The following is a 23,955-nucleotide window of genomic DNA, read 5'->3' on the forward strand; positions in this document are numbered from 1 at the left end:
GATTATGGATTTAAACTACAGCATAAACGGCGTTAGCTTCAAAAGTCTGGGCATCATCGTCACTAGTTCAGACGGTGTACTGGATGGCTTGACGCTAAAACCGCCCTTCTCGGTAAACTGGCCGGATGGACACGGTGAAGTAGTCGATCTGGCCAGGCCCCGTTACGAAGCCCGTAAAATAGCCCTGAAATGCTATCTGGTGGGTGCGAGTAACGATAGCTTTCTCACGCAGCTAAATGCCCTGAAAGCCGAGCTTATCAAACCCAACACCCAGCGATTGCATCTCGATCCGACCTCCAATGGTAAACCATTAGTATTTGAGGTCTATTGCCCGAGCGGTATTGAGATCGATAAAAAGTGGCGGGAAGCCGGGAAGGTAATTGGTGAGTTCACGCTAAATCTGGTTGAGCCTCAGCCGGTGAAATGGGTAATGAGAGCCGAGGGGGGGCGAACATCTACCCTGCAGCTATCCGCCGTAACGCCCGTGACGGTTTACTGGGGCGACGGAACCCGTGACACGGCGATGGGTCCAAGCACATCGCTGTCCCACACCTACGCGGGGACAACTAGCAAATCGTATTACGTCATCGTGTGCGGAGAACTGGAGCGCATGCAGGAACTATTTAAAACCTGGTTGTGGGAAGTATGGCCCCGTTTACTTTAATAAAGCCCGATTTTACCCAAATCCCCCTGGTCAAAGCGGGGCTGAGCGGTATTGAGTCCGGTGAACAGCGCGTCGACCTGTTGACCGGTGATACGGTGACGCTGAAGGTCAAATCCGTCTCGCCCATCAACTTCGGCATTGGTGATTCCATTTCCGTATATGGGCAACTGTATACGTTGAATAAGATTGCGCCCGTAACCAAGGATGGTGATCGACGCTACATCTATGATTTAGTGCTGGAAGGCCCTCAGTACCATCTGATACGGCCTATTTACTTCGATACGTCGACAACGGGGGTTTCACTGGCTTCAAGTTTCTCACTGACGGGTAATCTGGCGCTTTTTGCCCAGGTGCTCATTACCAACATGGCCCGAGTATTTGGCGGAGCCTGGGGGCTGGGTGATGTGTACGGCACGGCACTGGGCGAATCCGGCTGGATAGCTGGTAATCAGACAGAAACCAAAACACTCTCGTTTGATAACGAAACCTGCCTGGGTGTACTCCAGCGGCTCTGTACCGAATTTAATACCGAATTTGTCATTGACTACCTGCCCGGTCAGGCTCCTAACCGATTGTTGCACATTAAGCCAGCCGGAAATGTAAAGCCTTGGGTATTCAAATACGGCTATGGGAATGCACTCTATCAGCTGGTTCGACGGCCGGTTGATCAAACGCAGCATTACACCCGCATTTACGTGTTTGGGGCTCAGAAGAATCTACCCTATGGCTACCGCGGTTTTTCGGATCGGCTGCAACTGCCCCTGCCAGTAGGTTCGCCACCTCCTGAACACCCTAAACCGCTGGATTCGTACGTCCAGAATCAGCAGGCCATTAGTACGTATGGGCTGATTGAAGACACGAAGATTTTCGAGGAAATCTATCCATCGCGAACCGGAACGGTCACCATACCCTATGGCAATTTGGGGTTTATTGATTCGACCATTGATTTTAATCCCTTTCAGATTGAGGGCACCAAAAAGGTAAACGGCCAGACGGTTCCCAATTATAAATACCTCATACCGGGCCTGACGCCGAAGATCAATTTCACCTCGGGCGGTCTGATGGGGTATACGTTTGATTTAACCGAATTCCATACCGCTAACAAATCGCTGTTTTTTAAGGCCTTCAAAAATGAACAGGGCTGGGAATTCCCGTCATCCGCTCCGGATTCGCCCTTTCAGGTTCGCGCGGGGGATACCTACGTACTCATCGATATCCGTTTGCCGGATGAATACGTTGAGGCAGCTGAAGCGAAGTTATTAGCCGCGGGGCAGGCTTATCTGGATGAAAATAGTACGCCCAGAGCCGAATACCAGTTAACCATCGATCAGATCTACCTGCGTAAACTGGCGGGTGACACGGGTCCTATTCCCGCCGATGTACCGTCCATTTTCTTCGCCGTAGGGGATCAGCTTCGCATCGTTGATGCTGATCTGGCCATCGATCGATTCGTTCGGATTCTCTCCTTTGTCCGTAATGTGCTTGATCCGTATGAGTACGCGCTGACGCTGGGCGACGTTCGGCGCGTATCGCTGGTCGATAAGATTCTGCGTACCCAGGCGAAGGTGAACCGGACGCTCGATAACGCAGGCCTGAGTGATACAACGCCCTCAGTCGTGCCGCCTGCCGAAGCGACCAGCAAAGAAGACTTGATCGACCTGGTTAAAAAGGGCCTGGGTGCGCTGGGCGGTGTACTAGGCGGGGGGCGGTTAACGGCCTCGACCGGTCTGCCACCGGGCTACGTCGAATTAAAATCGGGTACACCCGTCCGGAATCAGCTGGAGGTCGGTGTAGTCGAAAAAACAGATCAGTTAGAACAAATTCTGGGTCGGGTGAAGGCGATTGGCGTCCGACGGCTACCCGATATTTTATCTCAATAACGATATGGCAAAAGTCATTAGACCCTTCGTTGCGACTGGCCCAGGCTGGCAATACCAATTGGAGCGGGATGGTCAGTTTACCGACTGGGTAGACTGGGATGAGGATTTTGAGTTTTCGCAGGATCCGGACGGAGGAGACATACGCATCGATACAACCTACTGGCTGTATGCGCGCAATGCCTTATTGCCGGTTATTGAGGCTGGATCGTTTGAGCGGCCTCAGGCGGCTTCCTTGCAGGTAAACGCCCATAATCGGGTAGTACCGGTCTCACCGGCCGGCGTAGTGACCGAAGGAGCGGCCTATCTGATGGAGCTCGTCAACAGAACCTGTGCCGATGATCTGAACGTCATTTTACGCATTCTCTTCAACAGCATGGACGATCAAACCCAGGCGGTGCTCTGCCAGAAAGTAAGCCTGTGCGATCTGACGCCGGTCAATCCCGTTCCCAACTTTGTGGGGAGTAGTGACTTTATTGAAGTCGATACACCGGAAAATTTACCACCTTCCTACGTACTTCGGTTTGATGGCAATGACTGCGTGAACTTCTTCGGCTGGTGCGTGGATAAGAACCATCCGAACCAGGCGCCTGAAATACGTATCGAGCGCGATGGCGTAGAAGTCGATACCGTTACGGCAACCATTCAGCGCAATGACGTACGGGATTATCTGATTGCTCAGGGCCTTATTCCGCAGGGTACGACCTTTGCCACCTACGGCTGGCGGTACGATAAACCATCGGGTGATGCCGATGGCCAGTCCCATACGTACCGGGCGTTCGGCGGTGAATCTGATACCGAAGCAACCAGCGATGTCGGCGCAACCAACGAAGTAACGTGCGGGGGCACTACGTCGAATCCAGCCGTTCGCATTGTGGATTTATGGGTACTGACGGCTGAAGGCCCAACGCCTACCAATGATTTCCGCATTGCCAAAGCCGACGGTACTACCTCGCTATCGGTCAATGAAGGAAGCTCGATTACGGTCGAGTTGCAGCGCCGATTCTCCGACAATACCTGGCAGGCGTATGCCGACAGTAAAGCGTGGTCGCTGCTCAATCAGCCTACCGGTACGGCAATCAATTCGAATGGTACTATCGCGGTAACGGCCGACTCGATTACGGCCAATGCCAGTGCTACGATTAAGGTGGTCATTCTGAATAATCTGGAAATTACGGCTCCGCTGGCGATTCTGAATCAGGGTGCTACGGCGACCAACAACTTCCGGATTGTCAAGGATGATAATAACTTAACGCTGTCGACTACGGAAGGCACTGACCTTCAGGTGAAGCTCCAGCGGCAATATTCGGATAATTCATGGCTGGATGACAATACGGCACGTGTATGGCAGGCGACCAATGGCCTACCGACTGGTATCAGCATGAATTCGGGTACCGGCAAATTGACCGTCGGTGCGGATACCATCACCGCGGACTATGCACTAACCATCTATGCGACCGTCATTCTGAGCGGTGGTAACGTAGAAATTTCAAAACCGGCGACCATTGTCAACGTAGGGAGTGCAGAGCCCACGCCGACCAACGAGTACATGATTGATCGTATGCCCTCGTTTGGCTTCTACGGCGAAAACTTCGTCATACCGGGTGCGCTGTCCCAGTTGCTCCTATACCGGAAATGGTCGGATAATAGCTGGCGGCAAGCCAACGTAGCCCGCAGCTGGAGCATTGTCGGCAATCCGCCGGGCGTCACCATCAACAGCCGGGGCCGGGTAGCCGTGGCCAGCTCAGTGACGACGGCTCAATACGTAACGGCCAAGGCTACACTGGCCGGTGGTGTGGAGGTGTCGATTCAGCTGAACGTAAGTATCAAAGGAACCAGCAACTCAGACAAGTCCGTAACGACCGATTACCGCCTGGGTTCAGGTGCCTCAGCCTACAAAGGCCGAACGTCGCAATTGCTTGTCGTTGAATCCTATTACGGGGTAGGTGGCGCGCTAACAAACCGGGTCAATCCAGCCTATGAGTTTGCGCTGCATACGACCGTACCCGCCGATATCACGGTAACCTCAGGTGGTTTACTGACTGTTCCTCAGGGTAGCACGGCCGATAGTATCAGCGTCAAATACCGTCCGGCAGGCAGTAGCGCGGCCTATGATTTCTACACCGTTTATCTGGATGCCTACGTAGCACCGCCATCGGCTCCGCTGAAAGTGGACTATCAGATAGCTGTTAGTGAACAGGATAGCAGTCAGGTGCAAGCGGCCTTCTTTGTTAATTCGCCGGTCGTGGTGATCGAGCGCATCTACGAAAGTAACGTACTCTACATCGAGCAGGGTATGGTCGATGACGCTGGTAGCTTGGCGGGTGTTGGCTACAACCGGATTGGCGGTACGCGCATCACGCCACGGAGCACGGTGCTCAAACATGAGTTTTATAAAGTCGGTGCCCAAACACCATTCTTCACCTACACGCCTACGATACCAGCCAGCGGTACCGTAGCCCGTACAAACGTCTATACCCAGTAACATGGCCATCGGAGATAAACTTGCCCAGATCGAGCGGCAGAATGGTGAATACGCCTTTGTGCCGATATCCAATACAGCCACGTGTGGCACGATGCCCACGCTTGCCCAGATTAACGCCCAGATCGGCTCCGCGCTGGCGAGTAAACCGGTCGTAGCCGGAGCCGTCTGGCTTGCCCAGAACTGCCCCTTGTTACCACCGCCGTTTTCGGTTACCATTCAAGCCGAAGACGTAACGACGGGTACGGGTAGTTCCTATCCGGATTCGGGGGCCTCCGGTGGACAGATTCGCGGTAATTACGGCTCGGCCAGTGACTTTTTGGCCTATACAGTAACTACTGACAGGGCGGGCAATCACCTGGCCTTACTGAAATACCAGACCAACTATACGGACGGCATTGCGACCGGTACCCTGCTGGTTAATGGCACCTTACTTACTGATTTTACGCTGCCAGCATTGGGGGGAGGAAAAGGCGAAATCCGCTTTATTGTGCCGCTTCAGGCGGGAGCAAACACCATTCGCATTCAGGGAAAAGATACCGGTAACGGCCATTCGTTTTTGCAGGATTCACTGACTGTTTCTGTCTCCAATCTGGCAGCGGCCGCGGCTGGATCAACCATTACGGCTAGTTCGACATTGGCCGGTTATAACCTCTCACCGGATTACCTGATCAACAGCTACCGGATGCCTAAACATGGCTCTGTCGGATGGGGGGCTGGCGAAGGCTGGAACAGTGCAAATGGTGCCGTCAGTCAGCAGTGGCTGGAGATCAATTTCAATGCAACCCGTGCACTAAGCTCGGTAACGTTGTACGGCGTTCCGGATCAGCTACAGACCCGAACGACCGAACCCGGCGACTCCGAAACCTTTACCAGCTACGGCGTCACCGGCTGGCGCATTCAGGTACCCAATGGCTCAGGCGGCTGGACTACCGTAGCCACGGTAACGGGCAATACGCTGGTGAAAAAGTCGGTCAGCTTTTCTACCGTTCAGACGGATCGGTTCCGCGTCCAGTTCGATTCAACCACCAATACTACCAGCGTATTGCTGGTCGAAGTTGAAGCTAATTAATCCCCGTTTATCATGGCAAAACGAACCTATAGAGCGTATACCAATACCGGTGATTCCGTGGACGGCTGGCTGAATGGCCAGACCCGTTACGATATCTATGATGATACGAAGACCTGTGAGGCCCGTGATGCTGAGTTTGAGACGCTGAGCCCGGCTCAGAAGGTCGCCCAGACCCAGCCGAATCCACCAACACCCGCGGCTAATAAGCAGTTTGTCAACCGGGACTGTTCGCCGTTGGGGGATACGTTCGTCGATATTGAAAATGCTGCCTTTGAGCCAGGCTCAACCGGTGGCGGCACAACCCAATCCGGTTTTGATACGTCGTATGCCTTCAGCCGGTCGGGGACCGACGTAAACAACAAACCGTTTATCAGCACACCTGCCCCCATTCTAACGGCCGTCAATCAAACCAAGCCGCGGCTGAAAGGAAATTCGTACAATTTCACCTGGCAGGATGGTCAGAACGTAGCGCTGTTCAAACGCTTTTCGACGTTCAACACGCTCAGTAAGGTTATTGTCTTTCCTGGTGGATTGTATACTACCTCAGCCGATAACGATCTGATTGGGAGGGGTTTCACCCATCTGGCGGAAAGTACCAAGTTTCAGGGTGAGTCGGTATATCCTACCCAGTATAAACGGGCGATTGAAGCCGCCTATTACCACGAAGCCTGGCTGGCGGGTAAGGACCTGGAGGCCGCTGGCGGTTCGGCGAATCTGGCCGCGGCTCAGCAGCTGTTCAACTGGTCATCCCGTCAGTCGAACGGGCCGGACAATGGCTATAATGGCCTGCATTACTTTATGGATAACCAGCTGGCCTTCCAGAAGTATGCAGAGAAAATTTACGCTACGTTTCAACAGGATGACTGGAAAGGCGGTGGTGTGGAGTACTTCTCCATCAATCAGGAAGTTTTCGCGGAACAAGATAATTCCTATGCAAAATGGTACACCCAGATTGGCGGTATTGCCAAAGCGCTGATTGATTACGCAGCGGCTTCTCCCCGCAATAAAACCCTGAAAACGTGCCTGACTGATCACGGCGGCATCTGCCATCCGAGCCCGTATTTCTTCTGCTATCCCTACAATGGCGATAACAGCCTGCCCGAATACATGCATTACAGCAAAATTCTGGAAGGGCTCAGGGGCACCTCCCAGAGCGATCCCATCAGCAACAGTACGGTGATCGGGCAACTCCTGAGAGCAGGCAAAGCGTTCGGAGGGGAGAATTCCTACCTGCGACGTACCAGCGACGGTCAGACCCTGTTTCAGAAAAGTGGCGCTGACTACATCGTGCAGAATGGGGAGCTGGTCTGGCGAACCGATAAACGGTACGTTAATCTGCACGGGCAGAATACGCTGATTTATAAGGGTGATTACTACCGGGCTATGGTTGAGCTCTATGCCAACGAAGCCCAGCACGTAGCCAATCACTTCTTTCGGGCGGGTGGTCAGCATCTGGCGCCGTCTACTTTCAGAAAAACGGGCTACGAAAACATTCATTTCAGTGCCGCTTTCCGACTCGATACCGAAGTGGAGCCGGGGGTTGACATGAGTGCCAATAACCTGACCAATGACGACGTAACCGAGCTCAACAACCGGCCGTTGTACGGACCCTGGACGGAAAACTACGCCATGAGCATTTACTTCTTTACCGAAGATGCAGGCTACATCCGCGGCTGGATGGAAACCCAGCTACGGAGTACCATCGGCGGACCGCTACCGGCCGAAATGAATCAGCGGTCCAAATACCGGGGTTCGGTTGAGATGTACCAGAAGGGCTTCCAACGGGCGGCAAACCTGAATTTTATCATTCAGAACGGCTATCAGCCCCTTGAATTCAAACTCTGGATTTTCAAAAACGAACTGGATCAGACCACGGATAAGTATGAGCAGTTTACCCGCAAGCCGGTGGTTCGCGGGGGGCTGTTTGTCTACCAGAGTGACACGTATATGTGGGTGCGTATCTGCTATTTGTGTCAGGATGAAGATAAATTCACGGACTTCAAATTCTGGGTCGATAAGGGCTCAGGGCCTGCCACGCCCAGCTATCAGCTACGGGCCGAAGGCCGCAATCCGGTGCTGGAGTACTGGAAACTAACGGCCGGTGCCGCCGGTGCCGTGCCCAAAGATGTGTACTGCCAGTTCAACGACATTTTACCCGCCCCCTATCAGGAAACCCACACCTGGCGGGGTGATTACCGGGAAGCACGTATCACCTCAAATCCCACTCCTCCCGCTTTAGCAAGTTAATTTTATGGCTACCATTGGAAAACAACCCGTTAAAATCAGGCGTCGGGCCGCTCCTCAGGAAGTGTTGTACGTCGGTTATGCCAGCCGGGATATCGATTTGTATCCACTGACTACGCAGGGCGAAGCTGCTTTTGAAGCCGCGGCCAGCGCCGGGGCCTTTACGCTGACCGTACCCGATCCTAACACCGGTACGTTGTATACGATTCCCGCGGGAACCCGGCCTCCACTTCAGCCGCCGTACCCAACGGGCGGAACTGGAGGTGGCGCTACGTCAACCGCTTCAGCGATAGGCTTAGCGGCCCGGTACACCTATAGTTCAGGGAACGGCGGTTCACTCCAGATCAGAGCGAGTGGAATTGGTAATTTCCAGATGAAAATCGAGCGTCAGGATGGGCAAGCGCTTACACTGTCCAATTCGCAAAACCCTACTCTGCCAACGGGTGTATTTCTGGGGTCAGGTCAAGTCCCTGAGGCCACCGACGGGTATAGTCTGGACTGGACATTATGGGGCGTTCCATCGGTGCCCATTCGGGTTACGTTTCAGCTCAATGGCGTTCCCGATGCCAAGGAATTTACGCCGACGGTAACCACAAACCCGGTCCAGCTGTTTACGACGTCAATCACCAATCCACCGACTCAGACCACTACGTATCGTTCGTTTAATCGGATGCTGGTGATCGGCAACTCGTACACCAAAGCGGGTCGGGTACCGACGACGGACTGGTTTCCGGTAAACAATGCAGGCGATGAGGAGCCGCGGGGTATGGCCGCGATGAGCCTGCTGGCGGATTATGCCCATAAGATATGGACAGAACTGAAAACAGTCAGCCCAAACCTAAAACTTCGGGTCATGGGCGATTATGCGTCCTTCGAGCGGTGTCAGCCGGGTTCGCCTGGCTGCTACCTGAACGCCTTCAATTACGACGGCTTTTACAACGGCATCGGCCATGAAGGTTTTGGCTATGAGCCGGTCGATCTGATCATCATCAGCGGGGGCGAAAACTTCGACGATTCCCAGTGGAATCAGGCGGTGTTCGAACAGGAGATGACCAAACTGATTAATGGTATCAGCAAGACATCGAACTGCGTCATCATGTTCCGTAATAGTACGTGGAGCGGTAACAGTAATTCGAATGCTGGCCAGCGTCAGTATGCCCAAAGTAAGGGGTATGAGTTTATCAATCTGGATGATATTCGCGATAAGCCTGAATACGAAAACCACAGCTTCAGCAATCCGTTTATTGCCAAACACTGGAACGACGCTGGCCACGCCGAATTAGCCGCTCGTTTCTTGGAAAAACTGAAGGTAACTACTACTACGCCGGGTGGTGGAGGCAGTTCGGGCAACGTCGATGCGGATGGTTTTCTGAATTATGAGGATCAGGGCTGGATTGGTGCCGATGAGAAGCAGATCGAGAATACGCAGGTGATCATGAAGTTCAAGAAGTCGGTCGGCGGTTGTCCAACCTGGGCGGCTCTGAAAACCAACAACCGGAACGTCATCTGTGATCAGCAGGTCAACAATCAGTTTTCGGATAAAGGCGTACAATGGCAGGTTAGTTTGTACGCCAACCCGAAACGAGTCTTTACCATCAATGGTGTTACCAAAGTGGGTACCGGTGCCAATCCCGTACCGGGCGGCTCCGATGCGCCGTGGTACACGCCCGGTATCGTAATCAAATCGGCGGTTCTAAACGATTCTGCGCGCGGTCAGGTGTTTTGCGTCAAGCAACGGGGCTTATTCTGGAACTGGCAGAATGAGCCGGGTAATATCGTTGTCGATCTGGAATGGTGGTTAGTGGGTAAACGGATCTGCTACAAAGCCCGAGCGGTCGTCGAAGCCAGAGCCAGCTACATTACCGAACAACGTATCTGGCATGGTCAGGAGCAGGAAAAGCAATCGCTTTACAACATTGGCGACTTTAACCAGCACCGCACGAAGATCAATGGCAGTGAATATGATATGCGTACCGGACTTGGCACGAGTGCGCCGGGTGTCGAAAACTTCAGTGATACGTTCCTAACCGATGCCTGCTGGGCAGGTACCTACAACGGTGACTTTTCGCAGGGCGTTACGTATTTCACGCCTCAAAACTCAGCGTTCAAATCCTGGCAAAAATTTGGCGAAGGGGGTGAATGGAACAGCGGGGTATCCGCTTATCTGGTCGCCTGTCCCGAAAACAACTATGATGATGTCGGTACCAAAACCATCGATACCGGCTATATGATTCTGGGTAGTAAATCAGACGCATTGGCTGAGATTGCTACGTTGGGTGGAGCCGATCAGAGTTTTGATTTCGTGTTTGGTGGGGCCGTCGATCCGCAATGGTTTTCGAAAGATGCTGCTATGAAGAAGGTCGGCAGTGATATCGTGTTTGAAGTCGGTACACCTAACCACGATAATGCGGCTTACAATACAGCGCGGGTGAACTCACCGCACCGGGCCTGGCAGGCATCGGGCATTACTCAGATTCAGTTCACCATCGCTGTACAGGGCAACGGCGGCAATCAGGACCTAAAATTCATCTGGGGCAAACCCGGCAAGAAAGGTCAGTATGAGTATTTTAAATACTTCACGGTGCAGGCTGACGGTGTCGAACGTACCTATACGGTAAATACGGCCGATGCCAACTGGAACGGCATTATCAGCCACGTAGCCATTGGCGGTAAAGATGGCATGCCGACCAATACGACAATTAAACTGAAACGGATTAAGAAGCCTTAAAATGGGTTGACCCAGATATAGTAAAAGCTCCTTCCAGCTGGTTGGGGCTTTTTTTAGTCAGCCTGCCAGTTCGTACCGGTAAATAAACAGAGTCTGAACTAGACTGATTATAAGCTAGATTTGATAAAGACTAACTCTTTGGCTTTATGAAACCAACTCTTCTTCTTCTTGGGGCAGCTATCTGCGCCACACCCGTCCTGGCTCAGCAAACCCAAAGTATCTACTACACAGGATCGACTAATGCCGATGGTCAGTCTAACATTACCCTAGGTGCCTATGCCGGTACGAGCGGAGGGTTCCATACCGTAACGCTGGGCGCTTTTGCCGGCCAGCTCAACAGGGGTAATGCTAATGTATTTGTGGGTTATGCAGCAGGCCAGCAAACCACCTTTGCGAGTGGTAATGCCTTTATTGGCGACCATGCGGGTTACAATAATACTACGGGCACCAATAATTCGTTTTTGGGCGTTAATGCGGGATACTTTAATACTACGGGCACCAATAATTCGTTTTTGGGCGCTAATGCGGGATACAATAATACCACCGGCAGTTATAATGCCTTTGTGGGCGCTGGTTCAGGCGGCTACAATACCACGGGGGACCAGAATTCCTTTCTGGGCTATTACGCGGGCGTTTCCAATACAAGTGGTAGCAATAACGCCTTTCTGGGGTATTACGCGGGCTTTGCCAACACGACTGCCAAAGCCAATGTGTTTGTAGGGGCGCAGGCTGGTTTCAGCAATACGACTGCCAGTAACAACGTTTTTATCGGCTATCAGGCGGGCTACACCAATACGACCGGCATTGGCAACCTGTTTATAGGCAACGCAGCGGGAGCCAGCAGTAACGGCTCTTATAATCTCTTCATGGGCAATGGGTCGGGCCAGAATAACACCTCGGGACTGGGTAATACGTTCATCGGCGATGGCTCGGGCTTCAGTAACGCCACCGGCCTGAACAACACGTATATCGGCCGGGGGGCTAACTTCTCTGGCAATGCCTTAGGTTCTCAGAATACGTTCATCGGTTTTCAGGCCCGTACACCCGGCGGAAACATCAACAACTCAACAGCCATTGGGGTGAATGCCGTGGTATCGCAGGATAATTCCGTGGTGCTAGGCTCACCCGATGCCAGAGTCGGTATTGGCAACTCGGCCCCTCAGAATAAACTGGAGATTACCCAGGGGCTTGCCAACCAGTCAGGCTTGCGGCTCACCAACTTAACTAGTGGCTCTCCAGCGTCGGTGACGAATCAGTACAAGTTCCTCACCGTCAATTCAGCGGGTGACGTGATCTTAGGCAGTGTAAACGGTTCAAGCCGTGAGGGAATAAGTGACTCTTTCTGGCAACGCAAAGGCTCGTTTCTACAAAGCACCCAGAACGATGCGGTCATTATTGGTAGTAACGTAGCCCGTACGCCATCGGGTTACAAGTTATTTGTCGAAGAGGGTATTCTGACCGAGAAAGTAAAAGTAGCCGTAAAAAATACTTCAGATTGGAGCGACTACGTATTCAAGTCAAGCTACTCGCTGAAACCTCTCTGGGAAGTAGAACGGTACATTCAGCAACATGAGCACCTGCCGGGTATTCCTTCCGCTAAAGAGATGGTGGAGAAGGGCAATGATCTACACCAGACCGACGCTAAACTGCTGGAAAAGATCGAAGAACTGACACTTTACAGTATTGAGCAGGATAAAAAAGCAAAACAGCAGGAAGAAAAACTAAAACAACAGCAGAAACGTATAGACCACTTAGAGCAGCTTGTCAACCAGTTGCTGGATAAGAAGTGAAACAGGTAATATGCCTTAAAAGGCCATTCTCAATAGAATGGTCTTTTTTATGCCCGTTTGGGTATTTGTAACTTGTTAAATTCTTTGGTGTAAAATTACGCCATGAAACACCTACTCACCTTCATCCTGCTAGTACTTTCAGTTTCGGGGGTGGTTTGCTAGGTTACTGGCGCAGTAAACGGTCGATTTCAGCGGCAATGAATGCACCGGCAACAATCAGACTTTCCAGGTGCGTTTTGGCGTTTATTTTGTCGGCAAACTCGTAACTCCAGGTTTCAGGCCAATAATCACCGTCACCTGTAAGCGCGAAAATGGCGGCCTCTGTAAGCTGACCCTTATCGTTCGCGTCGTCGCGCTCTGCCGACCATCCATGTTTATTGATTTGCTCGTCTCGCTCCTCAGCGATTAATTCAACTCCTGTTTTCATGTTGTTTATTTTTCTTCTTTATCGGTGTCCTTATACAACTTGATTAGTTTAGCCTGAGCCTTAGTGTCAACTCGATCAATAAACCTTTCTGTTACTCTAAAAACGTACAACTCCAATATTTTTTCGAACTTCAGTTTGACTTGTAGCATTAGAATATATGGAAAGGATTAACCTATAACCGTCTAAGTTACATTTAATTAATGGCTTAATCGGTAGGGTAGTGTCTCAGTTTGAATTTTTATTCGTAAAAAGTATTGCTTCCCATTCCCGTTGAAGAACTTGTATTGCTTCTTCCATTGGCTCACCGTCGAAGGCTTCAATAGGTAAAAATGTCAGGCAGTCTTCGCCCAACGATAGCTTAACGGTAATCAATTGACATCCCAGACTAACAAATTTAGAAAGTAACCCAAAGCACCCTTCAATGCTATTGCCTCCAATAATAAAGTCATCTGCGTCTTGATTATCCCTGATTGCGGTAATGTGTATGAAGGGCATATAACTAGCTGTTTAAAGGGAGCTTTGAACAAAACTCTTTCACCACTAGTATTCTCTTATTTTCCATATCAAAAGTAAGCATCCGGCACTTACAAGTCGGTTAGCTCAACAATCTGCTGAATGCTCATCGGGCGGCTAGCTAAACCCCTTCCATTGTGACGGGTAACTATTACTTATTCGGTCAAGCATTAAAATTTAAACGGAGGCACTACCAGTGGTTGACCCAGATTTCTCGAAAAGACCATTCTAACTAGGATGGTCTTTTTTAGTACAAAAAATGCTGATTCAGTAAATAAGTGGGCCATTACATGGGCCATGCAAATAAAAAAGAGTTACGATTTTTGTCGTAACTCTTTGAAAATCAAGTGATCCCGAAGCGACTCGAACGCTTGACCGTCTGCTTAGAAGGCAGATGCTCTATCCAACTGAGCTACAGGACCGTATTACATATTAATAGCCATACCATCACCAAACTACGTAGCGCCGAAATAAGCTGTACAGCTAACGTACCTGTTTGACAGCCCAAAATTAGGCTTAATAGAGCATTATTCCAATATAGGACGCTGGGATTCATATGCACGGTACGTTAACTGTTTACTCATTTCTACCGGTTATTGATTTTAGATCGCTTTCTAAACGCCGAAAAATCAATTTTGACGAATGAAAGTCATTAACATCTCCAACTGGTCGCTGATCGGACTCTATGGCTTAGTTATACTCTTTTCAGCCCTCAGACTTAAACAAACAACAGACGCTGCTGGCTGGGCTTTAGGTTCTGTCTACCTGATAGCTGGCACATTCATATTAATTATACTACTTGGAGCCAATTTGTTACCGTTTCGCGCTGTCAAAATTATAGTATTTATTTTACTGATCGTGCCTACTCTATATGGAGCAATCCACTCAATTAGTGAGCTTTACGAAACGTCAGCGGTTCACAAAAGAGAGGAACAACGGGCGAATGGTAGTTATTACTTCGAGGATTTACCCCGTCAACAAATTGCTAACGCAATCGCCAATCTGGATATGGCACGTTTACAAACGCTGCTAAACCAACCGACGCCTTTCCTGAACGAAGTCGGAAACGAAAACACTACGTTGCTTGATTTTGCGGCTATCAAAGCGGTTAATAATGATAACCCAAAAGCTGCTATACAGTGTGTTTCTCAGCTTCTTCAAAAAGGGGCTTCTGTCCAAATCAATACGCCTGACCATATTCCAACTCACGCGCTGGTCGGCCGTGAATGTTCAGCCCAACTGCTTTCGCTATTGCTTGAACATGGCGCTAGTCCAGATGAGCAAACCGCTTCGGGTCTTCCTTTATTATTGGCCGTTCTGGATTATCCGACCGATCGCACGGAGAAAATAAATGTATTACTCACACATGGGGCCAATCCAAACTGCGAATTTCCGTCTACGGATACAAGTTGGCTTCGAGGACACAGCGCGTTGCTAGCTGCCGGCCGAATGGAGTTGTGGGACATTTGTCAACTATTGCTAGCGAAGGGAGCTGACATTTCATTTAAAAGTCCTCAAAATTTAACTTTTACTGAATTGATTGAGCAGAATACCAGGACTTATGAGCAAATGCGTTCTACTCCTCCAGAGTTTTTGCAATTGAAAACGTTTCTTCAGGAAAAGGATCCAAAGGGTAAAAATCGATTATAAAATATATCCCTTATGGACTTCAAATATTTCGCGAATCCAGAATTGTACGTAGGTTTTATAACGAATAAAGTTGCCTGCGCTACCTGCGGACTCGTTAAAGATTGCTTCGATGCAGCTGGTTTTTACGGGGAAGAAACGATTGACGCAATATGCCCCGACTGTTTAGGGAATGGCAAACTGATGGGTCGTTCCATTTCCACCTGCGAGGGGGATACTGCCCGTCTGAAGCAGCAACTTCGCCAGTTGAATCCCAGCTTGAGCTGGCCAGATATCGCGAACGTAGTAAACCAGAAAACAAATGAGCTTGAGAAAACCACCCCTCAACTTATAAGCTGGCAAGACTGGCTGTGGCCCTGTTCAGATGGCGATTATTGCCGGTTTATTGGCTATGGCTCTCAGGCACTTTACAAAAAACTAGCTCCCGATGGCCGGGGAAAACGGCTCTTCATTCAATCAATCACAACGGATTCCGACGATATGGATGCGGATGAGTTGTGGAATGAGTATCTGCCGGAGAAAGCGATTAAAGACTATCAGGACAGCAGCGAGTACGGCACACTTTTTTACGTGTTCAAAAGTCTGCATTCTGATAAAATCAAAACCATTTGGGACTCAGAATAAGCCCCTTTCTCAATACGTATCATTTTCCAAATCATAATAATTCACTACCCGCTTCACTTACTTAATCACTACAAAATAATGAATCAAAAACCCTCAATGGCGTTTATCGGCGCATCCTGGTTAGCGCTGGGCGCCGGTATGTTTGGCTTTCTGATTGGCCTGTGGCGGTCAGATATGCAGCTTAATGAAAAATGCTTCTATTTCACGGTGCTGATGTATGGTCTTTTTGCGGTCGTGTCCGTACAGAAGAGCGTTCGCGACCGATTAGACGGGGTACCTGTTACGGATATTTATTACGGTATCTGCTGGTTCTCAACCATTTTAGCCATTGTCTTACTCACGGTCGGGCTTTGGAATGCTACGTTATTACCAAGCGAAAAAGGCTTTTACGCATTCGCGTTTCTATTAGCCTTGTTCGCGGCTATCGCCGTTCAGAAAAATACTCGCGACGGACAATCGACAACGTAGCAGGTTCGATTCCAGTGCAACGTAGTAAGCCCACTACGTTCCTCCAGAACTACAGGAGGAACGTAATGGGCTTACTACAAATACTACGTTGCTGTCAAATAACGTATTACCAACGTACCGTTTCGAATTTCCAACCGGGTTGCACTTTCTGCATTTCTGTCTCGTCGTCGCGTTTGGTCAGGCCGCAGTCCAGATACGTTTGATGCAATTTAGCCAGCGCTTCCCGGTCTAACTCTACGCCGAGGCCGGGCTCCTGCGGAACCTGCACCATTCCATCTTCAAATTTGAACCGGCCCGACGTAATGACCTCATCCGACTGCCAAGGGTAATGTGTATCCAGCGCATACGGCACTTGTGGTAAGGCTGCGCCCAGATGCACCATAGCCGCCAGCGAAATACCAAGGTGACTATTCGAGTGCATGGACAAGCCCCGGCCAAACGTATCACAGATGGCGGAAAGATTCATGGACGAACGTAGGCCACCCCAGAAATGGTGATCGCTCAGGATAATATCCTCTGAACCAAGGGCAATACTATTGGGAATATCCTCAAACGACGTAGTACACATGTTGGTAGCCAATGGTGTTTTCAGGGCACTACGTACCTTCGCCATATTGGCCTGCCCCCGAACTGGATCTTCCAGATATTCCAGAATCGGTTCCATCATTTTGCCATAATGGATGGCCGTTTCTACTTTCCAGATGGCATTCGGGTCGACACGTAGCGGTACGTCTGGCCCAAAGGCTTCGTGTAAGGCAAACATCGCGTCGACTTCCTGCTGAGGTTCAAAAACACCCCCTTTAAGCTTAATCGACTGAAAACCAAACTCGGCGCACATGGCTTTGGCCTGAGCCACTATTTCAGCGGGAGTTAATCCGCTGGCTTGCCGGGCTGCGGCCCAGCCTGTGGCATTCGGGTCGGTACCGAAACCGAGTTCACCACCAGCACCTTCATATTTATAAAAGAGGTAGGCCGAAAACGGAACACGGTCCCGCATTTTTCCGCCTAGTAAATCAACTACCGGTCGGCCCGTCACTTTGCCAATAATATCCAGGCAAGCCACTTCGATGGAGCTGAAAACATGCACCAGTTTGCGCTGATCCCAGGGCGTTTCGCCCCGTTTCACCATCCCTTCTGTCCCGAAATGGTTGACCAGTACCTGCCGAATGTCGTTGAGCTGAAATACGTCTTTCCCGACCAGCAAACGGATCGATTCTTCCAGTGCTACGTCGATATCTTTATTTCCGGGAATCTCGCTGATACCTGAAATACCATCGTCAGTCACCAACTCAACGATGGTACGTAATGCATACGGCGCATGAAGGCCGGCCGCATTCAGCAAAGGCGGGTCGACAATGGCAATGGGCGTAATATGAATTTCCTTAATCTTTGGCCCCATAGTTTATAGAAAAATGTATGATGTTTGAGGTATGATATATGAAAAGTCTGAAGAATCTACTTTCTCATACATCATACCTCAAACATCATACATAAATTTAAGCGGCTTCGTCGCTAACGGTCTGAATCAGTCCTTTGATATAGCCGTAGCAGAACGAGAATGCCTGCAAATCGCTGCCGGCTGCGGCATGGTGCGGTACGTGATCGGGCATAACCATGCCTGAGTAGCCCACATCACGTAACGCCCGTACTACGTGCAGAAAGTTCATGTCGCCATTGTCGGGGTAAACTTCCTGAAAATTGTTCCAGCCGCCTTTGATGTTACGCATGTGGATGTTGAAAATCTGGTTGCGCTCCCCTACCCATTTGATGATCGGCAAAATTTCAGTTTTCGGGTCTTTCAGCCCTTCAGCGATGGAACCGAGACACAAATTAAACCCGTGGTATTCAGAATCATACAGTTTAGCAAAACGCTGAATACCTTTAAATACGTCCGGACTATTCCAACGCGTAATACCCCTGTATCCAACCGGTGTTGGAGGATCAGCAATGTGGTTGGCCATTTTCACTTTATACTCTTTGGCAACCGGCAGAATTCGGTCGAGCAGGTAGGTGATACGTTCGAACATCTGCTCAATGTTTACGTCACCTGCCACCGTTTTTGGGTGATTTTGCTTTATTGCTTCTTCGTAATTCCAGGTACTATACGTAGCATTACCCCGTTTTGGATCGGTAGTGCGTCCGGTACGTAGCACAGGCAAAATGGTTGTGTTGTAATTCAGGACTTTAATCCCGGTTTTGCCCGCCACCTGAATCATTTGCTGAAGAATTTCGATTTCGCGATCGCGTTCCGGGCTTTTACCAAGCATGATGTTTGGATACTCAGCTCTGTCGATGCCCGAGGAAGCCAATGGAAAATGGTACGCATCCAGACTGATACTGTACTTTTCGCAGGCTTCTTTCTTACGTAGCGAATCTTCCAGATCCCACCCTTTGCCCGGAATGGTTTTAGGCGCTCCACCGTCCAGATTATAGACGCCATGACGCGCCTTAAATTCCAGATTTTCAATGGATGTTCCACCAGATTGACAGCCGACTTTCATCAGCACTTTCTTCGGTTTCGCTACGTTCCCGGCTTTGGCAGCTTCCGGTTCCCAAACAACCGCTCCGACTGAGCCAGCCGCAAGTGTTCGAATAAAATTCTTCCGTTTCATCGTGTTAAGCGTTAGGTATTATTCTTTTTTCTCCAGCAATAACAGCAGCGAGCTATGGTCTAATTCGCCGTTTCCGCCCTCGACAGCGGCTTGCATCTGATTGGCAACCAGGGCTGTTGCCTGAAGCGGCACCGAAAATTCGTCGCCGGTTTTCAAGGCAATACCCATATCTTTTTTGTGCAGTTTAATTTTGAATCCAGGCGCAAAATTTCGGTCGATCATGCGTTTTCCGTGCAGGTCGAGAATGCGGCTTTGCGCAAAACCGCCCAACAGCACTTCCCGCATTTTCTCCAGATTGACGCCCGCTCTTTCGGCCAAGGCAAACGCTTCGGCAACTGCCTGAATCGTAATACCAACAATCATCTGGTTGCAGGCTTTGGTAGTCTGACCAGCACCAGGTTCGCCAATATGTATGATGTTTTTGCCCATCGCTTGAAACAACGGCAACGCCCGCGCAAAAGCCACTTCACTCCCACCCACCATAATTGACAACGAAGCGGATTCTGCGCCGACCTGACCACCTGATACGGGAGCGTCCAATGCTTCGACGCCTTTTTCCTGCATGAGTTTGTAAATGCTACGTGCCGTAGCTGGCGCAATCGTCGACATATCGATGAACAAAGCGCCTGATTTGACGCCTTCCAACACGCCATCGGGACCGCTTACCACTTGCTCCACATCGGGCGAATCGGGCAGCATTATTATAATGATATCGCACTGTTGAGCTAGCTCTTTACTACTCTCAACTACCTGTGCACCAGCCTCCACCAACGTATCGGCCGCTTTGCTTTGACTCAAAACCGCTACGTCGTAGCCTGCTTTCCGCAAATTCAACGCCATGGGTTTTCCCATGATACCCAAGCCAATAAATCCTACTTTTTCCATTCGATTACTATTTTGTTCTAGTTCCAGAATACAGACGTAAAAGCTGATACTTTATACTTAGCCCTGAAATCTTGAACGTTCACTTCTTTCTATACCAGCGGAAACAGTTGTGCCGCTATCATAATGACAATCAGGCCCGTTAGTCCCATCACCACGAGCAAAGGCGAGATGGTTTTCAGAGCTTCTTTTTCCGTTAGGTTACTGAGTTTGCAGACAATCCAGAAACCGGCGTCGTTCATCCAAGGAATCAGTTTGGAACCGCAACCAATAGCTAATCCCAGATAAACCGGGTGAAACGCCAGTTGCGCATTCGTCGCCATTCCCGACAAAATTCCTGAAGCGGTGATCAACGCCACCGTTGCCGAACCCTGCGCCGTACGGACCACAGCCGCGATGAAAAACGCCATCGGAATCAAAGCCATCTGGTACCCTTTCGTCAATTCGGCGATACGTCCGCTAATACCCGATTGTTGTAACATTCCGCCAAACGCGCCACCAGCCGCCGTAATCAGAATAATACCTCCCCCACTCATCAGAGCCGCCTGCACAAACGGTGTCAAACCCTCTTTACCACCTTTTTTCTGGCTCACCAGAATCAGCAGAGCCGCAACTCCACCGGCAATAACGGCCAGGTTTTTTTCGCCCAGGAAATGAAACACACGGGCAATTGGCTTCATCGAGTCGGACACCGAGTCCATCGCACCAAACGCCGTATCGACGCAGATAAATACCAGCGGAATCAGAATCGGCAGCAACGATACGCCTAATGGAGGCAGACTTGCGTCTTCTTTGGCGGCAATGGCTTTGATGTCTTCCAGTTTGGCATCGAGCGAATCACGTAGCGGAATGGGCCATTTTTTGTTCGCCCACAGCGCAAAAAAGTAACCCGACGTAATGGTAAATAGCCCCACAATCGTACCGGCAATCATCATCAGGCCGATGGGAATTTTCATCTCGCCGATGAGGAACAGCGGTCCCGGCGCGGGTGGCACCAGCGAGTTGGCCATGGCAGCACCGGCCATGATACACAGCACCAGCAGCAGGTAATTTTTACCGATACGTAACGTCATGGCTTTGGCGAGCGGCATCATCAGAAAAATGACCGTATCGAAAAACACGGGAATGCCAATGAAAAAGCTACTAATCAGAAACGCAATCGGTGCTTTTTCGATACCGGTCAGACGTAGCATCGACCGGATGATACGTTCGGCGGCCCCGCTTTCGAGCATGCATTTTCCGATGATCGCGGCCATGGCTATCAGGATACCAATTTTTCCGCAAGTGTTGCCAAACTCCGTAGCGATACGTTCACCGACACTCTTTTTAGCCAGTGCAGCAGCTGCGGCCGGGGCGGTTCCTTTCGAGATGGCAAATGCTTCGATGACCGATGCGGGCGTCATCAGTGCCACCACGAAAGCGCCAAGCAGCAAGGCCAAAAACGGGTGCAGTTTCAACCCAATAATACCCCCGACAACAATGATTACACCAACGGCTAAAATAAAAAGTGGGTCTGTCATATTGTAACGCGGACATTATGTCCGCATAGTCTCTTATTTGAAAACTACCTTAACTATGCGGACATAATGTCCGCGTTACTTAGCCCGGAATCCGTTCAGCTTTTGGGCCATGCTTCGGGCGCCATCGGCCACGAACGTAGCGTCGGCCCCACAGGCAATCAGTTGAATACCTAAATCGTGATACGTTTTGTAATCATCGGGGTTAAAAAATAGAATTCCAGTTGCTTTGCCGGCTCGCTTCGCGGCATTAACCGTTTCGTGAAGGGCTTCTTTGAAACGAGGGTGGTTGAACTGACCGAAAATCCCCAGCTCCATCGATAAATCTGCCGGCCCGATAAACAGTACGTCAACCCCATCCATATTCGCTACGGCGTCCAGATGATTCAGCACTTCCATAGTTTCAATCTGCACAACACCTAAAATTGTGTCGCGGGATGCTTCATAATACTCGTTGAAATTCTGCGCAAAGTTTGTGGCACGTACCATCTTCGCGACGCCCCTACTTCCATGTGGTGGATAGTGCAGGCCGTTCACTACTTTCTGCGCATCGTCCTGATTCCTGATTTTAGGGCACATAATCCCTTCGGCACCCATATCCAATACGCGGTGAATACGCTGACTTTCGGCACTTTCTACTCTAACAATAGTTCCAACGGCCGTATGAGCCAGTGCCTGAAGCTGATAGAGCGCATCTTTTTCCGAACCAGCGCCGTGTTCGAGGTCAATCAATACCCAGTCGAAACCGGCCTGACCAACAATTTCGGCGGTGAGCGAACTTCCCAGATTTAACCAGCACCCGTTGAGGGTTTCTCCCTGTTGCAGTCGTTTTTTCAGATTTTTCATGTACAGGTAAAGGCAGGCAGATGAAGGCTTTACTTTTTATCCCACCAAATGCGGGTGTCTAATAGATTCGGTCCCTGGCGGCTTATGGCCTGCTGTACGTTCGTTTTATTGACGTTCAATTCGGCGTCTGTGTACGTCAGTCGGCGGATGAACGGCTCGGTTTTCAGGTCGCTGCCGGGGTATGGATTAGGCGTCAGAACCGGAAAACCGCTACGTCGGAAATTGGCCCATGTTTCGGGACCGATCAGGAACGACGCCACCCAGTACTGTGTGTTGATTTGCTCCAGTTCTTTACCCGCCGTCAGCGGATTAGCCGTTACGTAGGTATTGATAGCCGCATCGGAAATGGCCGTGCTGGCGCCATAACTAGCGAACTGCCGCATGTGCGACCGAATACCATTGGCGAATAAAGCAGCCGCATCACCAGTTGTCCATTTCCGAAATACGGCTTCAGCCAGAAGCAGTTGAGTTTGGGCATACGTAACGAGGAAGCTAGGCGCGAGCAAACTAGCCATGCGGGTCCGGTCGAGCTGGCTGTAGTCCCACAGGCTAGCCAGTTTGCTCGCCGTTACTGCCGAACTGATGGTTGTGTTATCGAAGCCCAACGGCGCGCCAATCTGAGCGGCTGGCGTGCGATTGGCTCTGGACTCAACCTGCTGTGCACCACTGGTAGCACCGACGTAACGAACGGCAATGGAAGCAAGTCGAGGGTCATTGTTTTTGCTTAGGTACGTAACGAAATCTTCAGCCAGATAAAAGAAAGCCGACTGGCCGCCATTCAACTGAGAACCAACAGGATTTGTAAAACTTGCCGTATGCCGGATGACCGCATTATCGTCGTTCGACTGCATCAAGCCACCCGCAACAGCTTTCGTTACGTATTCAGCCGCTTTGGTCGGGTTTACTTTCGATAGTCGCATGGCGGCACGTAGCAGCAGCGAGTAACCCAGTCGTTTCCACTTCACTACATCTCCATCGTACATTACGTCGGTGGCAACTTTCGCCTTTGCGGCATCCATTGCGGCCGAAGCGCCATCCAGTTCGGCCAAAATGTCGTTGTAAACCGACTCCTGCGTATCGTACACGGGCGTTACGACACCTTCGAGATAACTTTTTCCGGCCTGTGTATACGGAATGTCGCCATACGTATCGGTCAGGAGCATGAACGTGTACGCCCGCCAGATTCGGGCCATGTTGTACAGGTTGCTACGTGCCGCATCCGACTTGGTTTTGGCGATCACGTCCGTCAGTTCCTTGATGTTGGTCTGGTAATACGAATTCCAGTTACCAGCCGCCACGCTTCGGTTATCCTGATTGAAATTAGCCGCCGAACCCTGCCCACTGAACGGCGTAATCATCTGTTTTACAATGGTAGTCTCATAACTCAGATTGCCGTAAGCGGGGGCGCTGTTCACGATAGCCGTGTTCAACTGAAAACCGGGATCTACGGCCGTCAGGGCTATCGGGTTGACGTTCATCTGATCGAAACCTTTATCGCAGGAGCTTAGCAGAAACGCACTCAGCACACCCACAGAAAGGTATTTATGGAAAGTTTTCATGAT

At 50.5% G+C, this 23,955-nt stretch carries 18 protein-coding genes and 1 tRNA gene; 10 read left to right on the forward strand and 9 right to left on the reverse strand.

Going from position 1 to position 23,955, the window contains the following annotated elements:
- Positions 1-4 precede the first annotated feature (4 nt).
- The 7 genes from ACYVF1_RS14995 to ACYVF1_RS15025 all read left to right on the forward strand — a co-directional run bounded on the left by ACYVF1_RS14995 (position 5) and on the right by ACYVF1_RS15025 (position 12,857).
- Complete coding sequence (locus ACYVF1_RS14995; protein ID WP_461080092.1) at positions 5-664, forward strand: hypothetical protein; 660 nt, start codon at positions 5-7, stop codon at positions 662-664.
- Positions 646-2,544, forward strand: coding sequence for a hypothetical protein (locus tag ACYVF1_RS15000; protein ID WP_461080094.1), 1,899 nt, complete (start codon positions 646-648; stop codon positions 2,542-2,544). The genes ACYVF1_RS14995 and ACYVF1_RS15000 overlap by 19 nt, the downstream gene beginning before the upstream one ends.
- Positions 2,545-2,548: 4 nt before the next feature.
- Positions 2,549-5,026 (forward strand): hypothetical protein, encoded by a 2,478-nt coding sequence (locus tag ACYVF1_RS15005; protein WP_461080096.1) that lies wholly within the window; start codon positions 2,549-2,551, stop codon positions 5,024-5,026.
- A gap of 1 nt (position 5,027) precedes the next feature.
- A complete protein-coding gene (locus ACYVF1_RS15010; RefSeq protein WP_461080098.1) occupies positions 5,028-6,095 on the forward strand; it encodes a carbohydrate-binding protein in 1,068 nt (355 codons plus the stop codon).
- Positions 6,096-6,107: 12 nt separating this feature from the next.
- Complete coding sequence (locus tag ACYVF1_RS15015; protein WP_461080100.1) at positions 6,108-8,342, forward strand: hypothetical protein; 2,235 nt, start codon at positions 6,108-6,110, stop codon at positions 8,340-8,342.
- Positions 8,343-8,346: 4 nt separating this feature from the next.
- Positions 8,347-11,067, forward strand: coding sequence for a hypothetical protein (locus ACYVF1_RS15020; RefSeq protein WP_461080102.1), 2,721 nt, complete (start codon positions 8,347-8,349; stop codon positions 11,065-11,067).
- Between the two features lie 146 nt (positions 11,068-11,213).
- The gene (locus ACYVF1_RS15025; protein WP_461080104.1) at positions 11,214-12,857 is read left to right on the forward strand and encodes a hypothetical protein; all 1,644 of its coding nucleotides are present in this window, start codon (positions 11,214-11,216) and stop codon (positions 12,855-12,857) included.
- A 163-nt stretch (positions 12,858-13,020) separates the two neighbouring features.
- Here ACYVF1_RS15025 and ACYVF1_RS15030 read toward each other — a convergent pair whose 3' ends face one another.
- From ACYVF1_RS15030 to ACYVF1_RS15040, 3 genes are all read right to left on the reverse strand, one after another.
- On the reverse strand, positions 13,021-13,284 hold the full coding sequence (locus ACYVF1_RS15030; RefSeq protein WP_461080106.1) for a hypothetical protein: 264 nt from the start codon (positions 13,282-13,284) through the stop codon (positions 13,021-13,023).
- A 225-nt stretch (positions 13,285-13,509) separates the two neighbouring features.
- Positions 13,510-13,779 carry a hypothetical protein gene (locus ACYVF1_RS15035; protein WP_461080108.1) on the reverse strand — a complete coding sequence of 90 codons (270 nt, stop codon included), beginning with the start codon at positions 13,777-13,779 and terminating at the stop codon, positions 13,510-13,512.
- 366 nt (positions 13,780-14,145) lie between these two features.
- Positions 14,146-14,219 (reverse strand) — tRNA-Arg (locus ACYVF1_RS15040).
- Positions 14,220-14,439: 220 nt separating this feature from the next.
- Between ACYVF1_RS15040 and ACYVF1_RS15045 the strand changes: the two genes are divergently transcribed.
- The 3 genes from ACYVF1_RS15045 (at position 14,440) to yiaA (ending at position 16,536) form a co-directional block, all read left to right on the forward strand.
- Positions 14,440-15,447: an ankyrin repeat domain-containing protein gene (locus ACYVF1_RS15045; RefSeq protein WP_461080110.1), complete on the forward strand. Its 1,008-nt coding sequence runs from the start codon at positions 14,440-14,442 to the stop codon at positions 15,445-15,447.
- Between the two features lie 12 nt (positions 15,448-15,459).
- Entirely contained in the window at positions 15,460-16,068 is a 609-nt protein-coding gene (locus ACYVF1_RS15050) for a CbrC family protein (RefSeq protein ID WP_461080112.1), read from the forward strand.
- 78 nt (positions 16,069-16,146) lie between these two features.
- The gene (gene yiaA / locus ACYVF1_RS15055; RefSeq protein WP_461080114.1) at positions 16,147-16,536 is read left to right on the forward strand and encodes an inner membrane protein YiaA; all 390 of its coding nucleotides are present in this window, start codon (positions 16,147-16,149) and stop codon (positions 16,534-16,536) included.
- Positions 16,537-16,642: 106 nt separating this feature from the next.
- Here the strand turns inward: yiaA and ACYVF1_RS15060 are convergent, their stop codons facing one another.
- The 6 genes from ACYVF1_RS15060 to ACYVF1_RS15085 form a co-directional block, all read right to left on the reverse strand.
- Positions 16,643-17,935: an enolase C-terminal domain-like protein gene (locus tag ACYVF1_RS15060; protein ID WP_461080116.1), complete on the reverse strand. Its 1,293-nt coding sequence runs from the start codon at positions 17,933-17,935 to the stop codon at positions 16,643-16,645.
- A gap of 97 nt (positions 17,936-18,032) precedes the next feature.
- Entirely contained in the window at positions 18,033-19,148 is a 1,116-nt protein-coding gene (locus tag ACYVF1_RS15065; RefSeq protein WP_461080117.1) for a mannonate dehydratase, read from the reverse strand.
- A gap of 18 nt (positions 19,149-19,166) precedes the next feature.
- Positions 19,167-20,033: a 2-hydroxy-3-oxopropionate reductase gene (locus tag ACYVF1_RS15070; RefSeq protein ID WP_461080118.1), complete on the reverse strand. Its 867-nt coding sequence runs from the start codon at positions 20,031-20,033 to the stop codon at positions 19,167-19,169.
- Positions 20,034-20,122: 89 nt separating this feature from the next.
- Positions 20,123-21,550 (reverse strand): GntP family permease, encoded by a 1,428-nt coding sequence (locus tag ACYVF1_RS15075; RefSeq protein ID WP_461080120.1) that lies wholly within the window; start codon positions 21,548-21,550, stop codon positions 20,123-20,125.
- Positions 21,551-21,625: 75 nt separating this feature from the next.
- Positions 21,626-22,393, reverse strand: coding sequence for an HpcH/HpaI aldolase family protein (locus ACYVF1_RS15080; protein WP_461080122.1), 768 nt, complete (start codon positions 22,391-22,393; stop codon positions 21,626-21,628).
- Between the two features lie 29 nt (positions 22,394-22,422).
- On the reverse strand, positions 22,423-23,952 hold the full coding sequence (locus tag ACYVF1_RS15085; protein ID WP_461080124.1) for a SusD/RagB family nutrient-binding outer membrane lipoprotein: 1,530 nt from the start codon (positions 23,950-23,952) through the stop codon (positions 22,423-22,425).
- Between the last annotated feature and the right edge of the window lie 3 nt (positions 23,953-23,955).

The sequence above is a fragment of the Spirosoma flavus genome, assembly GCF_054778555.1.

Excerpts from the sequence above, each read along its gene's own strand:
- ACYVF1_RS14995 (WP_461080092.1), top strand. The coding sequence starts at position 5 with ATGGATTTAAACTACAGCATAAACGGCGTTAGCTTCAAAAGTCTGGGC.
- ACYVF1_RS15000 (WP_461080094.1), top strand. The coding sequence starts at position 646 with ATGGCCCCGTTTACTTTAATAAAGCCCGATTTTACCCAAATCCCCCTG.
- ACYVF1_RS15005 (WP_461080096.1), top strand. The coding sequence starts at position 2,549 with ATGGCAAAAGTCATTAGACCCTTCGTTGCGACTGGCCCAGGCTGGCAA.
- ACYVF1_RS15010 (WP_461080098.1), top strand. The coding sequence starts at position 5,028 with ATGGCCATCGGAGATAAACTTGCCCAGATCGAGCGGCAGAATGGTGAA.
- ACYVF1_RS15015 (WP_461080100.1), top strand. The coding sequence starts at position 6,108 with ATGGCAAAACGAACCTATAGAGCGTATACCAATACCGGTGATTCCGTG.
- ACYVF1_RS15020 (WP_461080102.1), top strand. The coding sequence starts at position 8,347 with ATGGCTACCATTGGAAAACAACCCGTTAAAATCAGGCGTCGGGCCGCT.
- ACYVF1_RS15025 (WP_461080104.1), top strand. The coding sequence starts at position 11,214 with ATGAAACCAACTCTTCTTCTTCTTGGGGCAGCTATCTGCGCCACACCC.
- ACYVF1_RS15030 (WP_461080106.1), bottom strand. The coding sequence starts at position 13,284 with ATGAAAACAGGAGTTGAATTAATCGCTGAGGAGCGAGACGAGCAAATC.
- ACYVF1_RS15035 (WP_461080108.1), bottom strand. The coding sequence starts at position 13,779 with ATGCCCTTCATACACATTACCGCAATCAGGGATAATCAAGACGCAGAT.
- ACYVF1_RS15045 (WP_461080110.1), top strand. The coding sequence starts at position 14,440 with ATGAAAGTCATTAACATCTCCAACTGGTCGCTGATCGGACTCTATGGC.
- ACYVF1_RS15050 (WP_461080112.1), top strand. The coding sequence starts at position 15,460 with ATGGACTTCAAATATTTCGCGAATCCAGAATTGTACGTAGGTTTTATA.
- yiaA (WP_461080114.1), top strand. The coding sequence starts at position 16,147 with ATGAATCAAAAACCCTCAATGGCGTTTATCGGCGCATCCTGGTTAGCG.
- ACYVF1_RS15060 (WP_461080116.1), bottom strand. The coding sequence starts at position 17,935 with ATGGGGCCAAAGATTAAGGAAATTCATATTACGCCCATTGCCATTGTC.
- ACYVF1_RS15065 (WP_461080117.1), bottom strand. The coding sequence starts at position 19,148 with ATGAAACGGAAGAATTTTATTCGAACACTTGCGGCTGGCTCAGTCGGA.
- ACYVF1_RS15070 (WP_461080118.1), bottom strand. The coding sequence starts at position 20,033 with ATGGAAAAAGTAGGATTTATTGGCTTGGGTATCATGGGAAAACCCATG.
- ACYVF1_RS15075 (WP_461080120.1), bottom strand. The coding sequence starts at position 21,550 with ATGACAGACCCACTTTTTATTTTAGCCGTTGGTGTAATCATTGTTGTC.
- ACYVF1_RS15080 (WP_461080122.1), bottom strand. The coding sequence starts at position 22,393 with ATGAAAAATCTGAAAAAACGACTGCAACAGGGAGAAACCCTCAACGGG.
- ACYVF1_RS15085 (WP_461080124.1), bottom strand. The coding sequence starts at position 23,952 with ATGAAAACTTTCCATAAATACCTTTCTGTGGGTGTGCTGAGTGCGTTT.